The 3073-nt window shown below is 67.8% G+C and carries 3 protein-coding genes; 1 reads left to right on the top strand and 2 read right to left on the bottom strand.

The annotated features are described in order from the left end of the window. Positions 1-5 precede the first annotated feature (5 nt). A complete protein-coding gene (locus tag ACRDU5_RS19115) occupies positions 6-140 on the top strand; it encodes a CHC2 zinc finger domain-containing protein (protein ID WP_526616334.1) in 135 nt (44 codons plus the stop codon). Positions 141-392: 252 nt separating this feature from the next. Here ACRDU5_RS19115 and ACRDU5_RS19120 read toward each other — a convergent pair whose 3' ends face one another. Both ACRDU5_RS19120 and ACRDU5_RS19125 read right to left on the bottom strand, forming a co-directional pair. Continuing rightward, positions 393-1301 (bottom strand): phosphotransferase family protein, encoded by a 909-nt coding sequence (locus tag ACRDU5_RS19120; RefSeq protein ID WP_526616332.1) that lies wholly within the window; start codon positions 1299-1301, stop codon positions 393-395. Then, entirely contained in the window at positions 1298-2713 is a 1416-nt protein-coding gene (locus ACRDU5_RS19125; RefSeq protein ID WP_526616333.1) for a helix-turn-helix domain-containing protein, read from the bottom strand. The genes ACRDU5_RS19120 and ACRDU5_RS19125 overlap by 4 nt, the downstream gene beginning before the upstream one ends. Positions 2714-3073 lie beyond the last annotated feature (360 nt).

A 3073-nucleotide genomic window follows, 5' to 3' on the forward strand; every position in this document is an offset into this window, starting at 1 on the left:
ACAGGTTGCGGGGTGTCTGCCCGTTTTGTGGTTCCACGGCGTTTCGGGTGCGTCCTGGCCACGGCACCTTCCACTGCTTCGGCTGTGGTGACGGTGGCGACGGCCGGATGTTCGCCACCAAGATCGAACCCCATCAATGATCAGTCGGCCTGCGCGGTCCCGCAGGGCGTCAGCGCAGGTCAGGGAGATTACCGGGGTTAATAGGCAAGTTGGTCGGCGGCAGGTCCTGGGCCGCGGTGGAGGTGCCTAACTCTTCGATACGTTCGTCGTCGAGGTCGTGGGCTTCCTGAGCGTCGAGTAAGGCAGGGTAGGCGAGTCGGTGACGAACGCTGGTTAAGCCCTCGTCAAGCTCCGCATTCTCGGAGGTGCCGGAAGCGGTAGCTCGGAGCTGGTCAGGCAATGGCGTTCCAGCGGACCGACCGGTCGCCGGTGCGCAGGGATCGGATGCGGTGGTACAGCTCAGTGGCGGCGGCGGGTTTGCTGGGGGCGAGACGGATGTAGGCGCCAAGGGCGTGTAGTTCGGTGATGTCCCGCAGCAGGGTCCAGCCGGGCCAGTCGAGGATGTTGTAGCCGTAGGCGGTCAGGAATCGGGTCCTGTCGTGTTCGAGTTCGTGGAAGTGGTCAGGGATGCCGGTAAGCAGGTCCAGTTCGTGGGGACCGATGCAGGTGCCGTCCCAGTCGATCAGCAGCCATTCACCGTGGTCGCGGACCAGGTTTTCGTTGTGCGCGTCGCCGTGGATGAGCCCTTCCCCCAGTGGGAACTCGGTAGCCGCGAACGTGTCGACCACGGTGGTGGCTCGGTCGAGCAGCCAGGCCCGATCATTTGTGTTCAGCGTCGGCTGCGGACGGTCCTGGTCGACTGCCAGCGCCTCGTGCAGCCGTTGCAGCGGCTGGTAACGGGGTATCAGGAACGGCGGGGCGGGCAGCGCGTGCAACCGCCGCAGGAGCGCTGCCAGGTCAGCCAGCGAGGGCGGCGGAGCGGTGGCGCATTGGGGCCAGAATGTGGTAACGGCGCCAGCTGCAATGACCGGTTGCTCGCCGGGTAGAGGCGGCAATGCGATCGGATCGGGTTGGGCTGCTAGCCATCGGGTGACCTCGATGGAGGTCTGCGCGCGACGGCGGCGTACTGCGGTGTCGGGGGCCAACCGGGTGACGACCTGCTCGCGAGGAAGCAAGTACACCGCGTTCGAGCGGTCGTGCATGAGGCGAGCGTTGGCGGGGTCGGCGCCGAAGATCCGGCAAGCGGCGTTCAGGGCGTCGATGCCGGGCAGGCGGGCATCGGTCACTGCCGGACCGCTCATGCCGCCGTGGTCAGCACGGCGCGGATGTATTCGCGCAGGTCGGCGACCTCAGACTTCCGACTGTGCGGCGCGGCCATCGTGTCTAGGACACGCAGCCGTGCGTAGCCGCGGGTGGAGGACAACCCGGTGATCGCGTCCACCGCGTCATAGCCGGTGGCTACCGCCGCGTCGGTGTCGCCAGCCTGGAACTGGACGGAGGCCAGAGGGGGCAGGATCACTGCACGACTGCGTTCGTATTCGGCACCATATCCGTTCGCGGCGCAGGTCAGTTTCTGGATTGCTTCGGGGGCGAACTCCGGCCGCGCCAGTGACAGCAGGTACAGCGAATGGCCCTGCTGAGCGGTGATCTCGGCGTCGGTGACGAACCACGCCCACGGTGGGGTCGTGGCCGGATCGGCGGCGGCATAAGTGTCCTGGGCCTGCCCGATCGCGCGGCGCGTGGGCTCGGCCTCGCCGAGCGTGGCGCGGCACCACCCGAGGACCGCGGAGATGTAGCCCTGGGTGATCATGCTGACCGGATGCTTGCGATTGGCAGCGGTCGCCGAGGCGAGTTGCGTGAGGTGAAGTGCCTCGCTCGCGCGGTCGAGATGCAGCGCTTGGTGCGCCATGTCCAGCAGCACGTCGACGGCGAGGTCGGTAGCGCGCGGGTGGTCTTCGGCTCGGCGGGCGGTGTCCAGGGCGTAGGTCCACAGGCGGCGCGCGGCGTCGTGATCGTCGACGTCGTAGGCCATCCACCCAGCCATGCTGGCCAATTCCGCGACGGCCACCAACAGCCGGATCCGTGTCTCCGGCGAGCAGACGGCGTCCTCCAACCGGCGCACCTGGTGCAGTTGCGTGACAGCAGCCGCGCGGCAGAGCCCACCGCCGTAGGCGAAGTCCGACCGGCGGAACCCATCGGTGATCGCCTCGATCGCGTCGACATCGGCCGCGCCGATACGAGGACGGGTCACCGGTTCGACCTGACCGGGCAGCAGCGAGCCCAGTCGGGCGATCTCGGGATGCAGGCTCGATCCCAACGTGGCGGCCGTGACCAGGGCGAGAAAGTCCCTGCGCTCCAACCAACTCACCTCCTTGGCGGTCACGGTACCGGCCATGTCAGTCGAGGTGTCGGCGGGAAAGCCGAGCAAGGAAGGCGGGATGCGCAGCACGGTGGCCAGTCGGGCGGCCAGCTTGACGTGGCTGAGCCGACGCTCGCCGCGCTCGACGGCGGAGACGCGAGACTGGGACAGCTCCAGCAGGTCGGCGAGCTGAAGCTGCGACAGGCCGGTGTGCTGGCGGACGGCGGAGAACACCGTGCCGAAGTCGTAGCGCGCCAACGCGGCGCGCATGGCCGCGTCCTCGTAGAACCCGTCCGGGATCGGCTTCTGGAATCCACGGGCACGGGCGCAGGAGCCGCACATCGTGTCGTTCACGCCGACACGCAGCAGAGCGTCGCAGAGCCGACAGCGTCGTCCCGGACCAGTCATGACTCGCCTTCCGCTACCGGGCGGTACCCGCGCGAGTTCACAGCGTAGTCCCCGCTCACGTGGGGTGTGCCGCCAATTACCACGACGATCGATACCAGTCGGTCGCATCGGCTACGGCATGTCAAGCCCCATCGGGGCTAGCCCCGATGGGGATCGAGCATTTCGGTGCGGACCACGACGGTGGAGGACATGGCAATGCCGCTGCCTAAGCCCGATGACACCGCAGTCCTGTCCATCTCTACAGGTGCTGCTGCACGCCCCGCTGCTGGATCGGACTCGACAGCGGCGGCCTGCGCAAGCCCCCGG

The sequence above is a fragment of the Mycobacterium sp. genome (assembly GCF_050701515.1).
In the GTDB taxonomy this organism is placed as follows: domain Bacteria; phylum Actinomycetota; class Actinomycetes; order Mycobacteriales; family Mycobacteriaceae; genus Mycobacterium.

What these genes read in the sequence shown, in the direction of transcription:
- ACRDU5_RS19120 (WP_526616332.1), bottom strand. Translation starts at nt 1,301, where the DNA reads ATGAGCGGTCCGGCAGTGACCGATGCCCGCCTGCCCGGCATCGACGCC.